At 64.4% G+C, this 22,288-nt stretch carries 20 protein-coding genes; 15 read left to right on the forward strand and 5 right to left on the reverse strand.

Features of this window, described 5'->3' with window-relative positions:
• Positions 1–155 precede the first annotated feature (155 nt).
• Positions 156–1,199 carry a sensor histidine kinase gene (locus tag ABQX22_RS24275; RefSeq protein ID WP_349802426.1) on the reverse strand — a complete coding sequence of 348 codons (1,044 nt, stop codon included), beginning with the start codon at positions 1,197–1,199 and terminating at the stop codon, positions 156–158.
• Positions 1,196–1,945, reverse strand: a complete 750-nt coding sequence (locus tag ABQX22_RS24280; RefSeq protein ID WP_349802427.1) for a response regulator — start codon at positions 1,943–1,945, stop codon at positions 1,196–1,198. The genes ABQX22_RS24275 and ABQX22_RS24280 overlap by 4 nt, the downstream gene beginning before the upstream one ends.
• A gap of 428 nt (positions 1,946–2,373) precedes the next feature.
• Between ABQX22_RS24280 and kdpF the strand changes: the two genes are divergently transcribed.
• From kdpF to ABQX22_RS24310, 6 genes are all read left to right on the forward strand, one after another.
• The gene (kdpF, locus tag ABQX22_RS24285) at positions 2,374–2,469 is read left to right on the forward strand and encodes a K(+)-transporting ATPase subunit F (RefSeq protein ID WP_037009437.1); all 96 of its coding nucleotides are present in this window, start codon (positions 2,374–2,376) and stop codon (positions 2,467–2,469) included.
• 5 nt (positions 2,470–2,474) lie between these two features.
• Positions 2,475–4,169, forward strand: a complete 1,695-nt coding sequence (gene kdpA / locus ABQX22_RS24290; protein WP_349802428.1) for a potassium-transporting ATPase subunit KdpA — start codon at positions 2,475–2,477, stop codon at positions 4,167–4,169.
• Positions 4,170–4,185: 16 nt separating this feature from the next.
• Positions 4,186–6,246, forward strand: a complete 2,061-nt coding sequence (kdpB, locus tag ABQX22_RS24295; protein ID WP_349802445.1) for a potassium-transporting ATPase subunit KdpB — start codon at positions 4,186–4,188, stop codon at positions 6,244–6,246.
• A gap of 69 nt (positions 6,247–6,315) precedes the next feature.
• Entirely contained in the window at positions 6,316–6,873 is a 558-nt protein-coding gene (kdpC, locus tag ABQX22_RS24300) for a potassium-transporting ATPase subunit KdpC (protein ID WP_349802429.1), read from the forward strand.
• Positions 6,874–7,001: 128 nt separating this feature from the next.
• Positions 7,002–9,659: a sensor histidine kinase KdpD gene (locus tag ABQX22_RS24305; protein ID WP_349802430.1), complete on the forward strand. Its 2,658-nt coding sequence runs from the start codon at positions 7,002–7,004 to the stop codon at positions 9,657–9,659.
• Between the two features lie 49 nt (positions 9,660–9,708).
• Positions 9,709–10,398 (forward strand): response regulator, encoded by a 690-nt coding sequence (locus ABQX22_RS24310; protein ID WP_349802431.1) that lies wholly within the window; start codon positions 9,709–9,711, stop codon positions 10,396–10,398.
• A gap of 320 nt (positions 10,399–10,718) precedes the next feature.
• Here ABQX22_RS24310 and ABQX22_RS24315 read toward each other — a convergent pair whose 3' ends face one another.
• On the reverse strand, positions 10,719–11,777 hold the full coding sequence (locus ABQX22_RS24315) for a patatin-like phospholipase family protein (protein ID WP_349802432.1): 1,059 nt from the start codon (positions 11,775–11,777) through the stop codon (positions 10,719–10,721).
• A 170-nt stretch (positions 11,778–11,947) separates the two neighbouring features.
• Here ABQX22_RS24315 and ABQX22_RS24320 point away from each other — a divergent pair, with 170 nt between their 5' ends.
• The 6 genes from ABQX22_RS24320 (at position 11,948) to ABQX22_RS24345 (ending at position 18,037) form a co-directional block, all read left to right on the forward strand.
• A complete protein-coding gene (locus tag ABQX22_RS24320; RefSeq protein WP_349802433.1) occupies positions 11,948–12,226 on the forward strand; it encodes a hypothetical protein in 279 nt (92 codons plus the stop codon).
• A gap of 204 nt (positions 12,227–12,430) precedes the next feature.
• Complete coding sequence (locus ABQX22_RS24325) at positions 12,431–13,348, forward strand: AAA family ATPase (RefSeq protein WP_349802434.1); 918 nt, start codon at positions 12,431–12,433, stop codon at positions 13,346–13,348.
• Entirely contained in the window at positions 13,345–14,301 is a 957-nt protein-coding gene (locus ABQX22_RS24330; RefSeq protein WP_349802435.1) for a DUF58 domain-containing protein, read from the forward strand. The genes ABQX22_RS24325 and ABQX22_RS24330 overlap by 4 nt, the downstream gene beginning before the upstream one ends.
• 13 nt (positions 14,302–14,314) lie before the next feature.
• The gene (locus ABQX22_RS24335) at positions 14,315–16,315 is read left to right on the forward strand and encodes a transglutaminase TgpA family protein (protein WP_349802436.1); all 2,001 of its coding nucleotides are present in this window, start codon (positions 14,315–14,317) and stop codon (positions 16,313–16,315) included.
• A gap of 39 nt (positions 16,316–16,354) precedes the next feature.
• Positions 16,355–17,122, forward strand: coding sequence for a CHAD domain-containing protein (locus tag ABQX22_RS24340; protein WP_349802437.1), 768 nt, complete (start codon positions 16,355–16,357; stop codon positions 17,120–17,122).
• A gap of 120 nt (positions 17,123–17,242) precedes the next feature.
• Positions 17,243–18,037, forward strand: a complete 795-nt coding sequence (locus ABQX22_RS24345; RefSeq protein WP_349802438.1) for an acyl-CoA thioesterase — start codon at positions 17,243–17,245, stop codon at positions 18,035–18,037.
• A 39-nt stretch (positions 18,038–18,076) separates the two neighbouring features.
• On the opposite strand, the gene ABQX22_RS24350 is transcribed toward ABQX22_RS24345, so the two are convergent.
• Complete coding sequence (locus ABQX22_RS24350) at positions 18,077–18,298, reverse strand: hypothetical protein (RefSeq protein WP_349802439.1); 222 nt, start codon at positions 18,296–18,298, stop codon at positions 18,077–18,079.
• Positions 18,299–18,522: 224 nt separating this feature from the next.
• The gene (locus ABQX22_RS24355; RefSeq protein ID WP_349802440.1) at positions 18,523–19,332 is read right to left on the reverse strand and encodes a TatD family hydrolase; all 810 of its coding nucleotides are present in this window, start codon (positions 19,330–19,332) and stop codon (positions 18,523–18,525) included.
• Positions 19,333–19,516: 184 nt separating this feature from the next.
• Between ABQX22_RS24355 and ABQX22_RS24360 the strand changes: the two genes are divergently transcribed.
• The 3 genes from ABQX22_RS24360 to ABQX22_RS24370 all read left to right on the forward strand — a co-directional run bounded on the left by ABQX22_RS24360 (position 19,517) and on the right by ABQX22_RS24370 (position 22,007).
• Entirely contained in the window at positions 19,517–20,935 is a 1,419-nt protein-coding gene (locus ABQX22_RS24360) for a transglycosylase SLT domain-containing protein (RefSeq protein ID WP_349802441.1), read from the forward strand.
• Between the two features lie 103 nt (positions 20,936–21,038).
• Positions 21,039–21,473 (forward strand): DoxX family protein, encoded by a 435-nt coding sequence (locus tag ABQX22_RS24365; protein WP_349802442.1) that lies wholly within the window; start codon positions 21,039–21,041, stop codon positions 21,471–21,473.
• A 228-nt stretch (positions 21,474–21,701) separates the two neighbouring features.
• Entirely contained in the window at positions 21,702–22,007 is a 306-nt protein-coding gene (locus ABQX22_RS24370; RefSeq protein WP_349802443.1) for a hypothetical protein, read from the forward strand.
• Positions 22,008–22,288 lie beyond the last annotated feature (281 nt).

The raw sequence follows: 22,288 nt of genomic DNA on the forward strand, positions 1-22,288 counted from the left end.
GGCTTGCCTGCGATCTGCCGGGCACCGGCAGTAAACCAGAGTGTGCGGTGGGTCAGGCTTGTTGAGGCGCCTGTTTTGGGACTGGTGCCCAGCCCATCGTCGGCAAGCCGGACTCCCACGCCCTCCGGGCAGAAGCAGATGACAGCGCCGCGCCGTCACACCCTCGGCAAATCCAGCACCGCTGTCAGGCCGCCGCCCGGTGTTTCTGCCAGGCGCAGTTCGCCGCCCATGCGCCGTGCGGCGTCCCGGGCGATGGTCATGCCCATGCCGACCCCGCCGGAGTTGCGATTGCGCGAGCTTTCCAGTCGGTAGAACGGCTCGAACACCGCTTCGCGCAGGTTTTCCGCGATGCCGGGGCCGTTGTCGATCACCCGCACCTGCAGCCGATCCGGCGAATCATCGATCTCGATCCGCGCCTGGCCGGCGTAGCGCAGGGCGTTGTCGATCAGGTTGTTCAGGCACGAACGCAACGCCATGGGCTGGGCTTTGAGCGGCTTGCACTGACCATTGCTCTGCACGTCGTCCCCGTTGTCCTGGGCATTTTCAGTGAGGGATTCGATCAGCGCCTGCACGTCGAAATACTGCAGCGCTTCGCAGGTGCGCTGTTCGTTGAGGTAGGTGAGGGTGGCGTCGAGCATGCCGATCATGTCGTTCAGGTCTTGAGTCATTTGCCCGTGCAGCTTGGCATCGTCGATCTGCTCGACCCGCAGCTTCAAGCGCGACAACGGCGTGCGCAGGTCGTGGGAGACCGCTGCCAGCATCCGCCCGCGCTGCTGCACTTGCTCGCGGATGCGTTGCTGCATCAGGTTAAACGTCAATGCCGCCTGCCGCGCTTCACGCGGGCCAGTGATCCGCAGCGGCGGGCTGTCGAGGTTTTCGCTCAGGCGCTCGGCCGCCTCGCTGATGCGCTGCACCGGTCGGGCCAGGGCCTTGGCGCCGTACCAGGCGGCGATGATCAGGGTGATGAACTGAAAAATCAGCGGCACCACCGGCCCCCCCATTGGCGGTCGCTCCCGGGGCGGTTGACCGTCAGGCGGCGGCGACTGCGGGTCGACGTGCTGGTACTCAGGAGGAGGCGGCGGCGGGCCGGGGAAACCGTAGTAACTGAACCAGGCGAACGCCAGCACGTGCGCCAGAATGATGGCCAGCAGCGCCCCGCCAAACAGTCGGGCGAACAGCGTGTCGGCCGAGCGGATCAACCGATGTCCCTGGCGTCGAACATGTAGCCTTCGCCGCGCACGGTCTTGATCAGTTGCGGGGACTTGGGGTCATCGCCCAGCTTCTGCCGCAGGCGCGAGACCAGTAAGTCAATGCTGCGATCGAACGCTTCAATCGAACGGCCCCGGGCAGCGTCGAGCAATTGCTCGCGGTTGAGCACCCGCCGCGGACGTTCGAGAAACACCCGCAACAGGCGGAATTCGGCGTTGGACAGCGGCACCACCAGCCCGTCGGGCGCAGTCAGCTGGCGCAATACGCTGTTCAGGCGCCAGTGGTCGAAGCGAATGTGGGTGCGTTCTTCGCTGCGGTCATCGCGCACCCGGCGCAGGATGGTCTGGATGCGCGCCACCAGTTCACGGGGCTCGAACGGCTTGGCCATGTAATCGTCGGCGCCCAGTTCCAGGCCGATGATGCGGTCGGTGGGCTCGCAGCGGGCGGTCAGCATCAGGATCGGAATGTCGGACGAAGCGCGCAGCCAGCGACACAGCGACAGGCCGTCTTCGCCGGGCAGCATCAGGTCCAGCACCACCACGTCGAAGCTGCCTTCGGCCAGGGCCTGGCGCATGGCCGTGCCGTCGGTGACCCCTGTGGTGTGGATGTTGAAGCGCGCGAGGTAGTCGCACAGCAGCTCACGGATCGGCACGTCGTCGTCGACGATCAGCGCGCGGGTGGTCCAACGCTTGTCGTCAGTGCCTGTGGCGGTGCTGCTGTCGGAAAGTGTTTGCATGAACTGCTGCCGCCATGTGAAGCCGCCATCGCTGGCCGCGAATGAAATACGACGCCGCCATGCTACTGCGCTGGCGCGTCGGGCGGAAGGCTGCGGGGGCCGGATGTCGGGCGGGTGTCGGGAATGTATCGGGAACGCTACAAGCTTCAAGCTTCAAGCTTCAAGCTTCAAGCTGCAAGCTGCAAGCGCTACCTCGTTACCTGTTGGAGCGAGGCTTGCCCGCGAAGGCGATGGGTCGGGCGCAACAGAGGCGTCGAATGCACCGACCCCTTCGCGGGCAAGCCTCCCTCCAACAGGGTCTGCGCAGTCCACGGCCGGCGCTCTTTACACATTCTTTATGCCCAACCCCGTCCCTCGCTCTCGTTCCTTTACACCCCTCCTGACGACAATGGCCCCAAGCGGCAATCGCCGTATGACGGAGAGTTTCCATGAGCGTTCTGGATGGGGTGTCCCTGCTGTTGGCCGCAGGGTTGTTCGTGTACTTGCTGGTGGCGCTGTTGCGCGCCGGCCGGGTCGAGGAGTGACCACCGTGCACGCATATGACTATCTGCTGATCCTCGCCTTTTTCGCGCTGGTGCTGGTGCCTGCGCCGTTTCTCGGGCGTTTCTACTACAAGGTCATGGAAGGCGAACGCACGTTCCTTTCCCCAGTGATGGGGCCGGTGGAGCGGGTGTGTTATCGCCTGTCCGGGGTGGACCCGAAGGCCGAGCACAACTGGAAAACCTACACACTGGCCTTGCTCGCGTTCAACCTGGCGGGCTTTGTCGCGCTGTTTTCGATCCTGGTGTTTCAGGGCGTCTTGCCGCTCAACCCGCAGGGCCTGCCGGGGATGGAGTGGTCGCTGGCGTTCAACACGGCGATGAGCTTCGTCACCAACACCAACTGGCAGAGCTACAGCGGTGAGGCGTCCCTCAGTTACCTGAGCCAGATGGCCGGCCTGACCGTGCAGAACTTCGTCAGCGCCGCCACCGGCATCGCGGTGCTGGTCGCGTTCTGTCGGGGCATCGGTCGGCGTTCGACGCAGCACTTGGGCAACTTCTGGACCGACATGACCCGCGCCACCCTTTACGGGCTGCTGCCGCTGTGCCTGATCCTGGCGCTGTTTCTGGTGTCCCAGGGCGTGCCGCAGACCTTCGCCCATTACGTGGATGCCCTGACTCTGCAAGGCGCCGACCAGACCATCCCCTTGGGCCCGGCCGCCAGCCAGATCGCGATCAAGCAACTGGGCACCAACGGCGGCGGCTTCTTCGGCGTCAATTCGGCGCACCCGTTCGAGAACCCCACGGCGTGGAGCAACCTGTTTGAACTGGCGTCGATCATCCTGATCCCGGTGGCGCTGGTGTTCACTTTCGGCCATTACGTCAAGGACCTGCGCCAGAGCCGGGCGATCATCGCCTGCATGCTGGTGTTGTTCCTGATCGGTGGCACCACGGCGATGTACGCCGAGTACCAGCCCAACCCGACCCTGAACATGGCCACCGTGGAACAGACCGCGCCCATGGAAGGCAAGGAAACCCGCTTCGGCACCACCGCGACCGTGCTCTGGGCGTCGGCCACCACGGCGGCATCCAACGGCTCGGTCAACGGCATGCACGACAGCCTCAACCCGCTGACCGGCATGGTGGCGCTGGCCAACATGATGGTCGGTGAAGTGATCTTCGGCGGCGTTGGCGCAGGGCTGTACGGGATGCTGCTCAACGTGCTGATTGCGGTGTTCCTCGCCGGGTTGATGATCGGCCGCACCCCGGAATACCTCGGCAAAAAGCTCCAGGCCCGTGAAGTGAAACTGCTGGTGGCGACCCTGATCGTGATGCCGGTGGGCGTACTGGTGTTCGGCGCGCTGGCCGCGTCATTGCCCGGTCCTGCTGGCGCGGTGAGCAATCCCGGTCCCCATGGCTTCAGCCAGCTGCTTTACACCTACACCTCGGCCACGGCCAACAACGGTTCGGCGTTCGGCGGATTCAGCGCCAACACGCTGTTCCACAACCTGATGCTCAGCCTGTCGATGTTCATCGGTCGCTTCGGTTACATCCTGCCGGTGCTGGCGCTGGCCGGCAGTCTGGCGGCGAAGAAAGCCGCGCCGTTGAACCAGAACAGCTTCCCCACCCACGGCCCGCTGTTCGTGACCCTGCTGACCGTGACCATTGTGCTGGTGGGCGGGCTGACGTTCCTGCCGACCCTGGCGCTGGGGCCAATCGCCGAACACCTGAGCCTGGCTTTCTGAGGAGCGAATCATGAACATGCAGCTTCCCGTGACAAAAAACCCTGAACAGCCAGCGACCGCGACGCCCGCCAAGACGGCCATCTCCGCCCTGTGGCGCCCGGCGCTGGTGCAGGCGTTCGTCAAACTCGACCCACGCCAGTTGAAGCGCGCGCCGGTGATGCTGGTGGTGGAACTGACCGCCATCCTGACCACGGTCCTGTGCCTGATCCCTGATCCGGCGGTGCCCACCTTCGTCGCGGTGCAAATCGCCGTGTGGCTGTGGTTCACCGTGTTGTTCGCCAACTTCGCCGAAGCACTGGCCGAAGGGCGCGGCAAGGCCCGGGCTGACAGTTTGAAGGCCGGCACCGAGGGCTTGAAGGCGCAGCTGCGAGGCGACAACGGCGGGTTTGTGACCGTCAACGCCAGCACCCTGCGCAAGGGTGACGTGGTCCGCGTCGAAGCCGGGGAGTTGATTCCCGGCGACGGCGAGGTGATTGAAGGCATCGCGGCGGTCAACGAGGCGGCGATCACCGGGGAATCGGCACCGGTGATTCGCGAGTCCGGCGGCGACCGTTCTGCCGTCACCGGCAACACGCGGCTGGTGTCCGACTGGCTGCTGGTGCGCATCAGCGCCAACCCCGGCGAATCGACCCTGGACCGCATGATCGCGCTGGTGGAAGGCGCCAAACGCCAGAAAACCCCCAACGAAGTCGCGCTGGATATCCTGCTCATTGGCCTGACGCTGATCTTCCTGCTGGTGGTGGTGACCCTGCAGCCATTCGCCCGTTTTTCCGGTGGCAGCCTGCCGCTGGTGTTTCTGGTGGCGCTGCTGGTGACGCTGATCCCCACCACCATTGGCGGGCTGCTGTCGGCCATCGGCATCGCCGGGATGGACCGGCTGGTGCGGCTGAACGTGATCGCCAAATCCGGGCGTGCGGTGGAGGCGGCGGGGGACGTGCACGTCCTGCTGCTGGACAAGACCGGCACCATCACCTTCGGTAATCGTCGTTGCGCAGCGGTGCATGCCGCGCCGGGGGTGACGCCCAAAGAACTGAGCGAGGGCGCATTGCTGGCCTCGCTGGCGGACGACACTGCCGAAGGCAAATCCATCGTCGAGTACGTGCGTGCGCAGCAGCCGATGATCGAGCCGGCGCCGAGCCAGCTCACGGCGGTGCCGTTCACTGCAGAGACGCGTTTGTCCGGCGTTGACTTCGCCGGCCGCGTGTTCCGCAAGGGCGCAGTGGACTCGCTGCTCAAGTTTCTGGATCGCGAGCGCAGCGACCTGCCATCCGCTCTGGCACAGGAAATCGACAAGATCGCCAAAACCGGCGGCACGCCGCTGCTGGTGTGTGGCGACGGCAAGCTGCTGGGCGCCATCCACCTGAAAGACGTGGTCAAGCCCGGCATCCGCGAGCGCTTTGAAGAGCTGCGCAAGCTGGGGATTCGTACCGTGATGGTCACCGGCGACAACCCGCTGACCGCCGCCGCCATTGCCGCCGAAGCCGGTGTCGATGACGTGCTCGCTGAAGCGACGCCGGAGAAAAAGCTGGAGCGCATCCGTCAGGAACAGAACGATGGGCGCCTGGTGGCCATGTGTGGCGACGGCGCCAACGACGCCCCGGCGCTGGCTCAGGCCGACGTTGGCATGGCGATGAACGACGGCACGCAAGCGGCGCGGGAAGCGGCGAACATGGTCGATCTGGACAGCGACCCCACCAAGCTGCTGGACGTGGTGCAGATCGGCAAAGAGCTGTTGGTGACTCGCGGCGCACTGACCACGTTCTCGATTGCCAATGACGTGGCCAAATATTTCGCGATCCTCCCGGCGCTGTTCGCTTCCATCTACCCGCAACTGGGCGTGCTGAACGTCATGCACCTGGCCAGTCCGCAGAGCGCGATCCTCTCGGCCATCGTCTTCAACGCGTTGATCATCGTGGTCCTGATCCCGCTGGCCCTGCGCGGCGTGCGGGTTCAGGCGGCCAGTGCGGCGGCGTTGCTGCGTCGTAACCTGCTGATCTACGGGCTGGGCGGGATCGCCGTGCCGTTCGTGGGGATCAAGGCCATCGACCTGCTCCTGACCGCGCTGCACCTGGTGTAACCCGTTGCTCCCGCTGCGCCGTCGACGTTCTGGCGGCGCAGCACATCTTTCTGGATTGAGGAATTGATGATGTCGACTGTAATTCGTCCGGCCCTGAGCCTGATCGTGCTGATGACCCTGATCACCGGCGTTGCGTACCCGCTGGTGGTGACGGGGGTGGCACAGGTCGCGTTCCCCGAGCAGGCCAACGGCAGCCTGATCTATGACGATCAGGAAAAAGTGCGGGGCTCGGAATTGATCGCGCAGAATTTCACCGGGGAAGAGTGGTTTCATCCGCGTCCTTCGGCGGGCGCTTACGCCACCGTGGCCAGCGGCGCGAGCAACCTGGCGCCGAGCAATCCGGCGTTGGCGCAGCGGGTTGGCGACGACGCGGCAAAAACCGCAGTGGACGGGCAGGGGCCGGTGCCGTTGAACCTGCTGACCACCTCCGGCAGCGGGCTGGACCCCCATGTTTCCCCGGCAGCGGCGGCGTATCAGGTCAGCCGGGTAGCCAGCGCGCGCCATGTTTCACCCGACACCGTGCAGACCCTCGTCGACGCCAACACCCAACGCCCGCTGATAGGCCCGCCGGTGGTTAACGTGTTGAGCTTGAATCGGGCGCTGGATCAGTTACCGTCTGCCCGTTAAAGGTTGATCGTTCCCACGCTCCGCGTGGTAACGCCGATACGGACGCTCCGCGTCCCCGGATGACGCTGGCCATACAAAAGCAGTGACCATTGCGCAGAGATTGATTCAACAACAAGGAAGCCACCCCCGTGAATTCATCCACCCGCGCCGACGCCATCCTCGCCGACCTGCCCCGGGACGGGCGTGGGCGGTTGAAGGTGTTTCTCGGCGCGGCGCCCGGCGTGGGCAAGACCTTCGCCATGCTTCAGGCCGCCCACACGCAGATGCGCCAGGGCGTCTCGGTGCTGGCCGGCGTGGTGGAAACCCATGGCCGCAGCGAAACCGAAGCCTTGCTCGGCGGCATCCCGCAGCAACCGCCGCTGCGGTCGGAATACCGCGGCGTGACCCTGGAAGAAATGGACCTCGACGGTCTGCTCCAGGCGGCGCCGACCCTGGCGCTGGTGGATGAACTGGCCCACAGCAACGCCCCCGGCAGCCGTCACGCCAAACGCTGGCAAGACATTCAGGAGCTGCTCTCGGCCCGGATCGACGTCTACACTACGGTCAACGTCCAGCACCTGGAAAGCCTCAACGATCAGGTGCGCGGCATCACCGGCGTGCAGGTCCGCGAAACCCTGCCGGACTGGGTGCTGCAGGAAGCTTACGAACTGGTGCTGATCGACCTGCCGCCGCGGGAACTGCTGGAGCGGCTGCGCGACGGCAAGGTCTACGTGCCGGACCAGGCCCGCGCCGCCATCGATGCCTTCTTTTCGCAAACCAACCTCACGGCCCTGCGCGAACTGGCGATGCAGACTGCCGCCGCCCAGGTGGACAACGATCTGGCCCAGGGTTATCGCCAGTTGGGCCAGGCCGCGCCGGCGGTGCGCGGTCGTTTATTGGTCGGGATCGATGGCGATGCCCAGGCCGAGCGGCTGGTGCGTCACGCCAGCCGCGTCGCCCAGCGTCGGCACCTGCCGTGGAGCCTGATCCACGTGGATAACGGCCGGACCTTCGACGAGCTGGCGCGCACGCGTCTGCAAAACGCGCAGCAACTGGCCGAGCGGCTGGGCGGCGAAGTGGTGGTGCTGCGGGCGACGGAAGTGGCGAAAACCCTGATTCAGCACGCCGCCGAACGCCGCGCAAGCCTCGTCCTGGTGGGCCAGTCCCGACCGCGCTGGCGTCGTCGGGTCTTCGGCGGCGGGCTGGCGGCGCGTCTGCTGCGCAATGCCCACGGTCTGGAAATCAACGTGCTGGACAGCGAGTCACGTCCCGATCAGCCGCGCTCGGCGTCGCCTCGGACTGTGCTCTGGTTCGATTACGCCCTGGCCCTGCTTGCCACGGTGGTGGCGAGTGCCCTGGCCTGGGGCGTGTCCGGCGTATTGGCGCTGCCCAACATTTCGCTGGTGTTTCTCGCCGCCGTGTTGCTGGTGGCGGTGCGCAGTAGCCTGGGCCCGGCGCTGGTGTGCGCGGTGGCGTCATTTCTGGCGTACGACTTTCTGTTCATTCCGCCGAATTTTTCCCTGAGCATCCAGCGCGAAGAAGACGTGCTGACGCTGTCGTTCTTCCTGCTGATGGCGGCCCTGACCGGCAATCTCGCCGCCCGGCAGCGCCAACAGCTCCGGGCCCTGCGCGACACCCAGGAAGAAACCAGCGAGCTGCTGGACCTGTCGCGCAAGCTGACCGCCGCCACCGATCGACAAGCCGTGCTCAGTGCCGCCGAACAGCATCTGAGCGGCTGGAAAGAGCTGCAACTGTGCGTGCTCAACCCGGACGGGCAGCAAGGCTGGGCGGTGGAGGTCGGCGGGCCGCTGACGTTCACCGAGGCAGAACGCGCCGCTGCCGATTGGGCCTGGGAACACGGGCAACCGGCGGGCAAGGGCACCGGCACCTTGCCGTCCGGGCGCTGGTGGTGGCTGCCGTTGTGGGTGGATGACGCACCGCTGGCGTTGCTGGGCGTCTGCGCCAAGGCCGGGCAGACCTTCACACCGCAGCGTCGGCGTCTGCTCACCGCCCTCAGCCAGCCGTTGGGTCAGGCGTTGGCCCGGGTGCGTCTGGCCGACGATCTGGAAGCGGCGCGGCTGCACGGCGAAACCGAACAGCTGCGCAGCGCCTTGCTGGCCTCGGTGTCCCACGACCTGCGCACGCCGCTGACGTCCATGCGCGGCAGCATCGACAGCCTGTTGGCGCTGGGCGAGGCCATCCCGCTGGAGGACCGTCGCGAATTGCTGGAAGGCACCCGCGACGAGGCCGAGCGGCTGGACCGTTACATTCAGAACCTTTTGGACATGACCCGCCTGGGACACGGCGCCTTGAAACTGGCCCGGGACTGGGTCTCGCCCGGCGACATCGTCGGCAGCGCCTTGCACCGTCTTCGGGCGGTACTGGCGCCGCTGCAGGTGGAAACGCAGCTGCCCGCCGAGCTGCCGTTGCTGTACGTGCACGCGGCATTGATCGAGCAGGCGCTGGTCAATGTGCTGGAAAACGCCGCGCGTTTTTCGCCGGTGAATGGCCGGCTGCAGCTGGCGGTGCAGCCAGGCGCTGACGAGCTGGTGTTTGCGGTCAGCGACGAAGGCCCCGGTATTCCGGAAGCGGAGCGGGCAAAGATTTTCGACATGTTTTACACCGCCGCGCGAGGCGATCGGGGCGGGCAGGGCACCGGGCTGGGCCTGGCGATCTGTCAGGGCATGGTCGGCGCCCACGGCGGGCGCATCAGTGTGGGCGAGGGCATTGACGGGCGCGGCACCTGCATCCGTCTGCACCTGCCCTTGCCGGCGCAACCTCAGCCCGACCAGGAAAACGCGCAGTGATCCTCAGTTACGTTAATCTCCCGGTTTCCCTCGCAATGACAGGACGACCATGAGCCAGACGGCGACCATTCTGGTGATCGACGACGAGCCGCAGATCCGCAAATTCCTGCGCATCAGCCTCGCGTCACAGGGCTACCACGTGCTGGAGGCGGGCACCGGTGGCGAAGGCCTGAGCCAGGCGGCGCTGAACAAACCCGACCTGCTGGTGCTCGATCTGGGGTTGCCGGACATGGACGGGCAGGACGTGCTGAGCGCGTTTCGCGAGTGGTCGGCGGTGCCGGTGCTGGTGCTGTCGGTGCGCGCCAGTGAACGCGAAAAGGTGCGGGCGCTGGACGCCGGGGCCAACGATTACGTGACCAAGCCGTTCGGGATTCAGGAGTTTCTGGCCAGGGTTCGCGCGCTGTTGCGTCAGGCGCCGGACACCGGCCAGGTTGAATCGGCGTTGGTGATCGGGCCGTTGACCGTGGACCTGGCGTATCGGCGGGTGTCGCTAGACGGGGTCGAGGTCAACCTGACGCGCAAGGAATACGCGGTGCTGGCGCAGCTGGCGCGGCACCCCGGGCGGGTGATCACCCAGCAGCAACTGCTCAAGGACATCTGGGGCCCGACCCACACCGAAGACACCCACTACCTGCGCATCGTGGTCGGCCACCTGCGCCAGAAACTCGCCGACGACCCTGCCGCGCCAAGGTTTATCGTGACCGAGGCGGGGGTGGGGTATCGGTTGGTGGAAGAGTAAAACGCATAACCTGTAGGAGCGCGCTTGCCCGCGAAAGCGTTTGACCAGGCGCAATAATGGTGATGGATGTACCGGCCTTTTCGCGGGCAAGCGCGATCCTACACGGGAACCGGGTCGCTGCCGATATCTGGATCTGACGCAAATTCTGTAGGAGCCAACTTGTTGGCGATGTTCTCAATGCGGTGGGTCAGGCACGGCGCAAAACCTGTAGGAGCGCGCTTGCCCGCGAAAGCGTTTGACCAAGCGCAATAATGGTGATGGATGTACCGGCCTTTTCGCGGGCAAGCGCGCTCCTACACGGATGGGTTGTTACAGCGCCATCACCCCTCATGCTCGCGCTCATACCGGTCCAGCGTATCGCTGGCGATCATCCGGCCCAGGGCGATGAGTTCCGGGGCTTTGTAGAACTCGAAGAACCGGCACACGCGCCGGGGAACGTTGATCAGGATGTCCGGTGGGTAGCCGGCGATCTTGTATTGCGCGAGGGACGTCTGCATGACCTCGAAACTCTGGTTGATCAAATCCAGCAGCGACGCCGGGCCGACGTTGTCGAGGATGACCGAACCGCTGGCCGACTTCGGAGCGCCGGCGGCCTGTGGCGCGGCGGCAGGTTGCTGGCCTTGCGGGTCGGCCGATTCGGTGCCTGGCCAGCCTGTACCGACGCTGGCGCTGGAGGCTTTGAGCCGGTGCGGCGGTGTCGGTATCCCATTGCCGTTGACCACTTCCAGCTTGCGGCGAAAGGGCAGGTGCGAGCCGATGGAATTCATCAGGCTGTCGAAGCGCTTCTTCACCGCCGGCGGGCGCTCGATCACCGGCAGTTGATAGTGGGTCTGGCTGGTGGAGTTGAGATTGACCGCGATGATCAGGTCGCAATGGGCCGAGACCACCGGCACGATGGGCAACGGGTTCAACAGGCCGCCGTCCACCAGCATGCGATTGCCCTGGATCACCGGGGTGAACAGGCTCGGAATCGCCGCCGAGGCGCGCATGGCCGAATGCAGGTTGCCTTCCTGAAACCAGATTTCCTGCTGGTTGGTCAGGTCGGTGGCCACCGCCGTGTAGGGGATGCGCAGGTCTTCGATGTTGATGTCGCCGACGATCTCGCGGATCTGGCCGAACACTTTCTCACCCCGGATCGCCCCCAAGCGGAAGCTGACGTCCACCAGCCGCAGCACGTCCAGGTAGTCCAGGCTCTCGATCCAGGCCCGGTATTGCGGCAGCTTGCCCGCCGCGTAAATCCCACCCACCACCGCCCCCATGGAACAGCCGGCAATACAGGCGATGTCATACCCGCGCCGTTCCAGTTCCTCGATCACGCCAATGTGCGCGTACCCCCGTGCACCCCCTGACCCCAATACCAGCGCGATTCTTTTCTTCATGTGCCGTTTCCCGGTCGTCGTGGGTTTACAGTTTGAAACACTTGATGTGTCCTCTCAAATAGCCATCACCGTCAAGCGATAAAACCGCTACTCTGCGCACCGTCGTGGCACTTTTGCGACACGTTACCGTCAAAGCCGCACTGTCGTTTCCCTTGTTGAGGTAACACCCGATGAAAGCGTGGATCTGCCTGCCCCTTCTGGCCCTGATGCTCACAGGTTGCGCCGGTAAAACCGCCTACCGCGACAGTTGCGCCACGCAACTGGACAGCGCCTGGCACGAACTGGACCTGGCCAAGGCCGAAGGTTTTGCCGGTACCGTCAGTTACTCCAAGGCCCTGTCGTTGCTGACCGGCGCCAAGACCCAACAACAGTTCGAAGCCTTCCAGGGCTGCTCGGAGAAAGCCGAGAAAGCGCGTTTCTACATCGGCGAGTCCCGCGCCGGGCGGTAATCCTGCTCCGGTCTGTGTGATTGTTCCCACGCGCTGCGTGGGAACGATCAATTAAAAGCGTGCAACCCTTCACCGTTTGCGTCCCCTTCCTACAAATCCCCATTCCCCTCTGGCGAAAACGCCTACGCTCACCTTAAAGTGGCTGCACGTCTGGCTTCTATCGCAGTCTATTTGCCATGAGCAGTCGCCTGGGGAGGCTTTCCGATGGGCAGAACACTGGATGTGTGTCTCAACGCGATCAATGAAGTGATCCTGGGCAAAGAGGCTCAGGTTCGATTGGCCATGACGTGCCTGCTGGGCGGCGGCCATTTGTTGATCGAAGACTTGCCCGGCATGGGCAAGACCACCCTCAGCCACACCCTTGCGCGGGTCCTGGGCTTGAGCTTTCAACGGATTCAATTCACCTCCGACCTGCTGCCGGGCGACATACTCGGCACCTCGGTGTTCGATCGCGACACCGGGCAGTTCACCTTCCATCCGGGGCCGATTTTCGCCGAGCTGGTGCTGGCCGACGAAATCAACCGCGCCACCCCCAAAAGCCAGAGCGCCCTGCTCGAAGCCATGGAGGAGGGCCAGGTCACCATCGAAGGCGCCACCCGCCTGCTGCCGGACCCGTTTTTTGTCATCGCCACCCAAAATCCTTTCAGCCAGGGCGGCACCTTCGCGTTGCCCGAATCCCAGCTGGACCGCTTTCTGATGCGCCTGTCCCTGGGCTATCCGGCGCGCTCGGCGGAGAAGGCCTTGCTGCTGGGCGAATCCCGACGTGACCTGCTGCCGCGCATCGAGCCGGTGATCGATCACGCCGCACTGGCGGCGTTGCAGGCCGAAGCCCGGCAGGTGCGGGCCAGTGATGCGCTGGTCGATTACGTGCTGCGGCTGGTGGATGCAACCCGCAGCCAGCCGCAGTTCGCCTATGGCCTGTCGCCCCGGGCCAGTCTGGCGATTCTGGCGGCGGCGCGGGCCTGGGCTTTGCTTATCGGTCGCGACTACGTGATCCCGGAAGACGTGCAGGCGATCCTGCCGTCGGTGATCGGCCATCGCCTGCGCGAACGCAGCGACCCCACCGGGCACGGCGGCGGGGCCCTGGTCCAATGGCTGCTGCGCGAGGTGCCGGTCCTTTGATCGAACAGTTCAAACCGATCTGGCAGCGCTGGGTGATTCGACGCATTCCCCCCGCGGCCCGGATCGAGCTTGACCACCGCCGAATCTTCATCCTGCCGACCCGCGTCGGTGGCACCTACGCGCTCGTGTTGTTTTTGATGCTGCTGGTGGCGATCAATTACCAGAACAGCCTTGCCTACGGCCTGACGTTCCTGCTGCTGTCGGTGGCGGTCCTCGCCATTGTGCACACCTACCGCAACCTCAGCGGGCTGATCCTCAGCGCCGGTGCCGCGCGCTCGGTGTTCGTCGGCGAACCGGTGCAGTTGCGCCTGCGCCTGGAAAGCCTCGGCCACAGCCATCGGGCCGTAGCCCTGGGCTGGGACAACAAGCAGCTGCAACAGACGGACATCGAAGCCGAACGCCTGACCGAGATCGAACTGACCCTGCCCGCCGTCAGCCGTGGCTGGCTGCGGGCGCCGCGGCTGCGGGTGGAGAGCGTGTTTCCGCTGAGTATTTTCCGCGCCTGGAGCTGGCTCGATCTGGAGCAGACGGTGCTCATCTACCCGCGTCCGGTGCCGGGGGCGATGCCGCTGCTTGAGGGTTCGCAGCCCCATGTCGAAGATCAGGGCCAATCCACCCGGGGGCAGGGCGTCGATGACTATCAAGGCCTGCGCCCGTTTCAACCGGGGGACTCCCGGCGGCGCCTGCACTGGAAAGCCTATTCCCGAGGCCAGGGCCTGCTGGTCAAGGATTTCACCGAACTGAGCGGCAACGACCTGTGCCTGGATTTCATGGCCCTGGGCGGGGACATCGAGGAGCGGCTGTCGCGCCTGTGTTATTGGGTGCTGGAGTTGTCCCAGCGCCATCAACCGTTCGCCCTGCGCCTGCCGAACTACCTGTCCACCGTGGACACCGGCGACGAGCACCGGGAAACCTGCCTGCGGGCGCTGGCGCTGTATGGCGCGCCGGCATGAGGACACGCTGCCGATGAACGCCCAGGCCCAGCTCGCTCAGCCGATCCCGAGGATCAGCCTGAACTGGCTGTTGATCGCCCAGGCGCTGGTCATCGTGCCGTTTGCCTTGCATGTCCCGGTGGCGCTGATTGTGCTGTGGCTGGCGTGCACCTTCTGGCGCATCCAGATCTTCCGCATGCGCGTGCGCAGCCCCGGCACCTGGATCAAGTGCGGGCTGCTGGTGGGCACGGCGGGCGGCATCTTTCTTGCCCGGGGCAGCCTGGTGGGGCTCGACGCGGGCGCTGCGCTGTTGATTGCGGCATTCATCCTGAAAATGCTGGAAATGCAGAACCGCCGCGACGCGCTGGTGCTGATCTTTCTGGGCTTCTTCTGCGTGGGGGTGGGCTACCTGTTCGAGGACGACCTGCTGTGGGGCCTGTTCACCCTGTTGCCGGTGAGCACCTTGCTGGCGGCATTGATCGGGCTGCAACAATCGGGTCTGGCCAGCAAACCGGCCGGCACCCTGAAGCTGGCAGCCAAACTGCTGTTGCAAGCCGTGCCATTAATGTTGCTGCTGTTTCTGTTCTTTCCCCGGCTCGACCCGCTGTGGTCGCTGCCGCAACCCAGTACCAAGGCCCTCACCGGGCTGTCGGACAGCATGGCGCCGGGGGACGTCGCCGAGCTGGCGAAATCCGCCGCCCTGGTGTTTCGCGCCAGTTTTGACGGTCCGGTGCCGCCGCGTGACCAGCAGTATTGGCGCGGCCTGACCCTGGAGCAGTTCGACGGCCGGCGCTGGTCGCAGTCATCCCGGGCGCAGGTGCCTGACGCGCCGGACTGGCAAAAGCAGGGCGAGGCGGTGAGTTACAGCATCGTCATGGAGCCCAGTGGCAAGCCGTGGCTGATGACGCTGGACGTTGCCGAACCGGCGCTGGCGGGCGCGCGGCAGATGAGTGATTTCCGCTGGCAGCGTCGGCGGCCCATCGACCAGTCGGTGCTGTACGAGGCCAGATCCTGGCCCGATGCCGTGCGTGAAACCGTGCTCAGCAACGGCGCCCGCCTGCAAAACCTGCAGCTGCCGTCTAAGGGCAATCCCCAGGCCCGGGAGTGGGCGGCCCAGTTGCAACGGCGTTATCCGCAACCGGACGCGCTGGTCAACGCACTGCTCAGCTATTTGACCACCGAGCCCTACCACTACACCCTCAAGCCGCCGACGCTGGGGCCCAACAGCATCGATGATTTCCTGTTCACCAGCCGCCAGGGCTTCTGCGCGCATTACGCCGGGGCTATGACTTATGTGCTGCGCGCCGCCGGCATTCCGGCCCGGGTGGTGGCGGGGTATCAGGGCGGCGAGCTGAACCCGGACGGCAACTACCTCAGCGTGCGCCAATTCGACGCCCATGCCTGGGTCGAATACTGGCAGCCGGGCGTGGGCTGGCGCAGCGTCGATCCCACTGCGGCCGTGGCGCCGTCGCGCATCGAGCAGGGGCTGGAGCAGGCCTTGGCGGCGGACGAAGCCTTTCTCGCCGATTCGCCGCTGTCGGCCCTGCGCTACCGCAACGTGTCGTGGCTCAATTCGGTGCGCATGAGTTGGGACAGCCTCAATTACGGCTGGCAACGCTGGGTGCTGGGGTATCAGGGCCAGCAGCAGTTGCAAGTGCTGGGGCGCTGGTTTTCGGGGTTCGATGCACCGGTGTTCGCCGGCGGCGTGCTGGGGTTCCTGGCACTGATCGCCCTGTGGCTGTTCAAGCCCTGGCAGCGGGAAAGCGATTCCCAGCTGCGGCTGTTCAATCGCTTCGAACGCCTGCTGGCCCGGCACGGTCTGAAACGTCAACAAGGGGAGGGCGCCCAGGCGTTTTCCCGGCGTGCTGCCATGCATTTCCCGGCCCATGCCCACGCCATCGACACCTTCGCCCGCGAATTCGAAGCGCAACGTTACGGCACTGCTGCCGCTTCCACAGGCCAGCTGCGCCGAAGCCTGAAACAGCTGCGCCGCAGCCTGCCCTGGCGGCTGTCGGCGGCCAGAGGCAAACGCTGATGCGGTTCATCCGTCACACCCGTCCAAAGGAGTGAGTTCATGTCTGCCATGGTCGATCACCTGATCGCCGAGATTTTCAGTCTCAACGTCAAGCTGCTGTCCTGTCATGCACGGTTGGTGGAATCCACCGACAGCGAGGCGCTGCACGATTTGCGCACCACGGTGCGACGGTTGCGCAGCGTGCTGCGTCCACTGCGGGGCCTGCCCGGGCTCGAGCAGGTGGAAGAGGCCGCCAAAGGGGTGGGCGACCTGACCACGCCGTTGCGCGACATGCAGGTGCTGGCGACGTTTCTTCAGGAACAGGGCCACGACGCTGCCGCGCTCAAGCGCACGCGTTACCTGGACCGGGCGTGTCCGGCCGTGGCGACCTCGGGCGAACTCAACCGCCTGTTTGGCGTGCTGGATCAACTGCCCGCGTTCCTGCGCACTCAACAGCGCCAGGGCTTGCTCAAGAAACTGCGTCAGCGCATTGAAAAACGCATGGACAAGCAGTGGAAAAAACTCAAGGACGCCATGGCCGATCCGGCCCACGACCGCCATCGTCTGCGCCTGCTGATCAAGCGCGTGCGCTACGCGGCCGAGGCGTACCCGGAACTGAGCCACCAACCGGCCGGCATGCAGAAGCGGCTGAAGGAGGCGCAAGGCGCGCTGGGCGATTGGCACGATCACCTGCAGTGGCTGGCCCAGGCTCAGCAGCAGGAAGACCTGGCCTCGTCGGTGGCGGGCTGGGAGTTGGGGATCAAACGGGCCGAAGCCAAGTCCGATAAGGCGTTGGTGCGCCTGGGCAAGGCCTGCTTCGGTAAGTAGCCGCACCCTGAGCTCCATTCAGGCGCTGAAATGGCGGATATGAACCCTGTGTCGCCAGGGTTCACGGCATAAGATCACCGCAGATCAATGTCGCTCGTCATCCAATGGCCAGGAGGGTCCATGAAGTTCTCTGAATTGCTCGATGCCGTGCGTGACAACCCCCACGCGGTGACCATCCCCCGCGAATGGGCCCAGGGCCGTTCGTGCTTCGGCGGCCTGATGGCAGCGTTGCAGTTTGAAGCCATGCGCGCCGCCGTCCCCGGTGATCGGCCGGTGCGCTCATTGGCGATCACCTTTGTGGGGCCACCCGCGCCGGACGTGCCCATTCGTTTCGAGGTGGAGGTGCTGCGCGAAGGCAAGGCCGTCAGCCAGGTACTGGGGCGCGCGACGCAGAACGGCGAAGTCATGACCCTGATGCAGGGCAGCTTCGGTGCGCCGCGCGTGTCGATGATTGCCGTCACGGCGCGGCCTGCCCCTGAGTTCAAGCCCGTGGAGGCGATTCCTGAGTTTCCGTTTGTTGACGGTCTGATGCCCGCGTACCTGCGCTTCATCGACCTGCGCTGGGCCTTGGGCGGCATGCCGTTTTCCAATACGCCATCGCTGGCCATTGGCGGGTACGCCCGATTGAAAGGGGTGGCGCAGGAGCGCTTGACCGAGGCTCACGTATTGGCGCTGGTGGACACCTGGCCGCCTGCGCTGCTGCCGCACCTCAACCGGCCGGCACCGGGGAGTTCACTGACCTGGACCATCGAATTCGTGCAGCCGTTGCCTGAAATGACGACTCACGACTGGACCCAGTACGAAGCGGTGATCGAGCATGCCCGGGACGGTTATGGGCACACGGCGGCGGCGTTGTGGGCGCCAAACGGGGACTTGGTGGCGATCAGTCGCCAGACGGTGACGGTATTTGGTTGAACCGGTTGTGTCTTGGGAAACGAAAAAACCCGAAACCGTTTAAACGGTTCGGGTCTTGATGGCTTGGGCGGCTACCAGGCCCAATACGCCAATGGCGGCTGACGTCACGCTGGCGTTGAATGCGCCGTCCAGCAACAACAGGCCCGAGACGATGGACAGCGGGAAGGCCAAAGACGACAACACTCGGTCCGGTGCGACGCGGGTCTTGGGGGCTCTGCAGAAAATGCTTTCAAGGTGCAGATCGGTGATGAACTTGGGCATGACACTTCTCCTTTGATCCGGCAGGCCTCAGCACCCGCCGAATAACAACAATGCTCATGGCCAGAAGCATAGGCCCGGGATCGTCGGCCGGCGAATCAACGCTGGCTATCGAAGTGATAGATGCAGGAACACATGGTGTTCAACGTGGGAGGGAGCTTGCTCGCGATCTGATCGTTCCCACGCTCCGCGCGGGAACGATCACCGGGTCCACACTCCACAAACGCTCAGACCGTCAACGCAGGCAACCCGAAAAACGCCTGGGCGCAGGCCGTGGTATGGGCAGCGACGTCGGCTTCGCTTTCCCCGCGGTGCAGGGCCACTTCCCGTAGCACCTCCGGCAGGTAAGCCGGTTCGTTGCGGCCATTCTTGGGTTTGGGCCGCAGGCTGCGGGGCAGCAGGTACGGCGCATCGCTTTCCAGCATCAGCCGACCGCGCGGGATCTCGCGCACCAGCGGGTGCAGGTGGGTGCCCCGGCGTTCGTCGCAGATCCAGCCGGTGATGCCAATGTGCAGGTCCAGATCGAGATAACTGAACAGCGCCCGTTTCTCGCCGGTGAAGCAATGCACCACCGCAGCTGGCAGCCGATCCCGGTAGTCACGCAGGATATCCAGCAGGCGTTCATTGGCGTCACGTTCGTGGAGAAACACCGGCAGTTGCAGCTCCACCGCCAGCGCCAGGTGCGCTTCCAGCACCTTTTCCTGCTGCGGCCGAGGGGAGAAGTCACGATTGAAATCCAGACCGCATTCGCCCACCGCACGGACCCGCGCTTCCATCAGCAAAGCGCGCAGCTGTTTTTCCGTGTCCAGGGTCCAGTCGCTGGCCGAATGCGGGTGAATGCCGGCGGTGCTGAACAGCCGCGCGCCGCTGTCATCGAGGTCGTGGCACAGCTGCAAGGCCTGTTCACTGGTGTCGACGCTGGTGCCGGTGAGCACCAACTGGCCAACACCCGCGGCATACGCGCGGTCCAGCACATCACGCTCTTTGGCGGCGAAGCTTTCGTTGGTCAGGTTGACGCCGATGTCGATTAGTTGCATGTTTCGAACTCCAGCTGGCGGCCGACGAGGATAGCAGACCTCTCTTGTTATAAAAAAATGAGCAGTCTCAACTGCTTGTGCCCATGAGTCGATGTGATGTCCCGTACGGCGGCACTTTTCCGGCGGCGCGGTGACAGTTTTTCACAGATTTCTTGCCGTTTTTTTCGGCATATCGGGAGCGTCAATGATTCGAGCGACGGTTATTTCGTTGCTGTGCCTGGTGCTTGTTCCGACCACTGCCTCCGCACGTCCCGCTGGGCCCCCGGTGGTCACCAAGAAGACCCAGGTCCGGGACCTTCCGGCGATCCGCAGCAGCAAAGTATTACGCGTATTGGTCAACCAGAGCCGCAATAGCTCCGGCGAAATGAAAGGCGAAGCCACCGGCGTCGAATACCGCAGGCTGCAGGCCTTCGAAAGCTACCTCAACAGTCACGCCCGTGACGGTCAGAAAATCTCCCTGAAACTCATTCCCAAGGCCAAAGACCAACTGCTTGCCGCATTGCAGCGCGGCGAAGGCGATCTGGCCGCGCCGGGCGAAGTGCTCGACAGCAGTGCCGCGCGCCATGTATCGGTGAGCGATCCGGTGGTCAGCCAGGTGCCGCTGGTGGTGGTCGGGGTCAAAGGCGAGCGCGGCCTGAAACGCATCGAGCAGCTGTCCGGCAAAACCCTGATGCTGACCAACGGCAGCGCCGCCGATGACGCCGTGCTGCAGCTCAACCAGAAGCTGGCGCTGCGCAAATTGCCGCCGGTGAACATTGAATGGGTCGACCCCAGCCTGGCGGTCGAAGACGTGCTGGAGATGGTGCAGGCCGGGATCTACCACCTGACCGTGGTCGAACAACCGATTGCCGAACGCTGGGCGCGGATCATGCCCAAATTGCGCGTGGACCGTTCGCTGATCCTCAGTGCCCACAGCGACATGAGCTGGTTCGTGCGCGAAGACGCCAGCCAGTTGCAGGGCGCAATCAACACGTTTCTCGACACCTACAAGACGCCGGCCGGGCAGGAAGTGGCGTTCCAGAAAGCCTACAAAGACCTTTATCAGGTGCATAACCCCCTGGCTCGCGGCGACCGGCAGCGTCTGGAAAACCTGCGGCCGGTGCTGCAGCGGCACGCCGATGCGCAAAATATGGACTGGCTGGACCTGGCCGCCATGGCCTTCAAGGAATCGGCGCTGGACCCGACTGCCAAGGGTGGCAGCGGCGCAACGGGGCTGCTGCAGATCACCCCGTCGGCTGCGCGGCGGGTGGGCGTCGACAACATCCAGAATGTCGATGGCAACGTGCAGGCCGCGTCCAAGTACCTGGCGATGATCCGCCGCAAATTCTTCTCCAGCCCCCGGATCAACGAGCGCGAGCGCATGGCCTTCGCCCTCGCGGCCTACAACCTCGGGCCGGAGCGGGTGCAGAGCATGCGCACCGAGGCGCGACGTCAGGGCTTGAACCCCAATCAATGGTTTTTCCAGGTCGAGCGCGTGGCCATGGAGCAGGTGGGCATGGGCGTGGTGAGCTACGTCAACAGCGTGAACAAGTACTACCTGGCCTACGACCAGGAACGGGACGCGCTGGAAGGCGCCTCACCGCGCAAAAGAACGGTCCGGTGAATATCGAATAAGTAGATAGGTATAAGCCGTTTTTAGCGATTTAAGTATTCGTATATTTGATTATGATGGCGCCATCTCAAACGGTTCACAGGGAATGACTCGCATGAACGCTCATATCAAATCGTTGCTTAACACCCGCGCCGGCTACGGCATCACCGCGCTGCGCATCCTCGTCGGCATCATCTTCATGGCCCATGGCAGCCAGAAACTGTTCGGTCTGTTTGGCGGCTACGGTCTTGAAGGCACCGGGCAATACATGGAAAGCCTGGGGCTGACGCCGGGCTACCTGATGGCGTTGATGTCCGGCAGCGCCGAGTTCTTTGGCGGCCTGGCCCTGGTGATCGGCCTGCTGGCGCGTCCGGCGGCGGTGGTGTTGATCGTGATGCTGGTGATCGCGATCCTTTCGGTGCATATCCACAACGGCCTGTTCATGGCCAACAACGGTTATGAGTTCTCCCTGGCGTTGCTGGGTGGCGCGATTGCGGTGCTGTTCGAAGGGGCAGGGCGCCTGTCGCTGGACCGTTCGATCGCCGGCTGATCCCTGGCGCTGAACCCGAAGGCCCGCACTGCGGGCCTTTTTTATGGGCGGCCGTATTTGACAAGGCCACGGCGGCTTCTCTAGGATGCGGCTCATTGCGCCGATTTAAACAGCTACTTGCGGGGCGCCTGGGGTCGTGAACACGGCTTCGAAATACCGCTAAAGCGCTGGTTCGGTGTTGCCTCTCACCGCTGCCCAGCGGAATTCTGAGGCTGAGACATCCACACCATGAACATCCCGCGCCCTCTTTTTCGTCTGGCTCCCATTGCCAGTCAGTTGCATCGCCGTAACCCGAAGATTCTGCTGGGCGGTTGTCATCAGCCGACGCTGTTGCGGTATCTGGACGGTTGGCCCCGGCGGCAGAACGGTCCTCATGCGTTTCTCATTCGGTTTATCGAGCCGGAGCAGTCCCTCGAACATTTCAGTAACGATCAGTTTGATCTGGCGGTCATTCAGGCGCCTACGGCGGAGCGGCGTGATGAGGTGATTCGTCACCTCACCCGTATTGCGCGGCAGGGGTTGATTACGCGGTGATCCCGTTGGATTGTGCGGTCCCCTGTAGGCGCTGACGAGCCCGTGCGAGGCTCCGGGGTCGCGTTCGACCGATGCGGTGTGTCTGACACCCCTTAGATCGTGTGAATATCCATTACTAGCGGTGTGGCTGATATCGGTTCCGCTCTTACAGCGGGTCACTTTTGGCAAAAGCGCCCCAAAAGTAACCAAAAACGCTTTGCTCCCGGTTTGGCCCTCCTGCGTCGGGTTCCCTCACTCCGGCGACGCTCCGTGGGCACGCCGCCAACGGCCATCCATGGCCT

This window comes from Xanthomonas sp. WHRI 1810A, assembly GCF_040202885.1.
Classification (GTDB): domain Bacteria; phylum Pseudomonadota; class Gammaproteobacteria; order Pseudomonadales; family Pseudomonadaceae; genus Aquipseudomonas.